Annotated in this window: 1 protein-coding gene; it reads left to right on the top strand. The window is 59.9% G+C overall.

Annotated elements, in window-relative coordinates; all coding sequences use genetic code 11:
• Positions 1-749 (top strand): AMP-binding protein (locus GIR22_RS25835; protein ID WP_154746097.1); only part of this gene is annotated, 749 nt, incomplete at both ends.

Here is a 749-nt window from a genome sequence, read left to right as displayed (position 1 = left end):
CGGTGAACTTCCTGACCTGGGCACAGCGTTCGTTTGACGCTGAAACCTTGGCCAAAACCTTGTTCTCCACCTCGTTGAACTTCGACCTGGCGGTCTACGAGTGCTTTGCGCCACTGACGTCCGGCGGCAGCATCGATGTCGTGACTAATGTGCTGGAACTGCAGCAGGGCGAACACGACATCACCTTGATCAACACCGTGCCTTCGGCGCTCAAGGCGTTGCTGGAATCCGGCGGATTGAGCGACGGCGTGCACACGGTCAACGTCGCCGGTGAAGCGCTCAAACGCAGCCTGGTGGAAAACCTGTTTGAACAGACTCAGGTCAAGCGCCTGTGCAACCTTTACGGCCCTTCGGAAACCACCACCTACTCAAGCTGGGTCTCGATGGCCCGCGAAGACGGTTTTGCCGCACACATCGGCAAACCTGTGGCCAATACCCAGTTCTACCTGCTGGACGAGCACGGCCAACCGGTGCCATTGGGTGTCGCCGGCGAAATCTATATCGGCGGTGCCGGCGTGGCGCGGGGTTACCTGAACCGTGACGACCTGACCGCTGAACGCTTCCTCAAAGACCCGTTCAGTACCGCTGCGAATGCGCGCATGTACCGCACTGGTGACCTGGGTCGCTACCTGCCGGACGGCAACATCGAATACCTGGGCCGCAACGACGACCAGGTGAAGATCCGCGGTTTCCGCATCGAGCTGGGCGAGATCGAAGCCAAGCTCGCGCAGCATCAGGACATCAACGAA

This window comes from Pseudomonas karstica (assembly GCF_009707515.1).
GTDB classification, from domain to species: Bacteria; Pseudomonadota; Gammaproteobacteria; order Pseudomonadales; family Pseudomonadaceae; genus Aquipseudomonas; species Aquipseudomonas karstica.
Note: the sequence above shows the minus strand (reverse complement) of the source record. Positions and strands in the feature narration are given on the sequence as shown.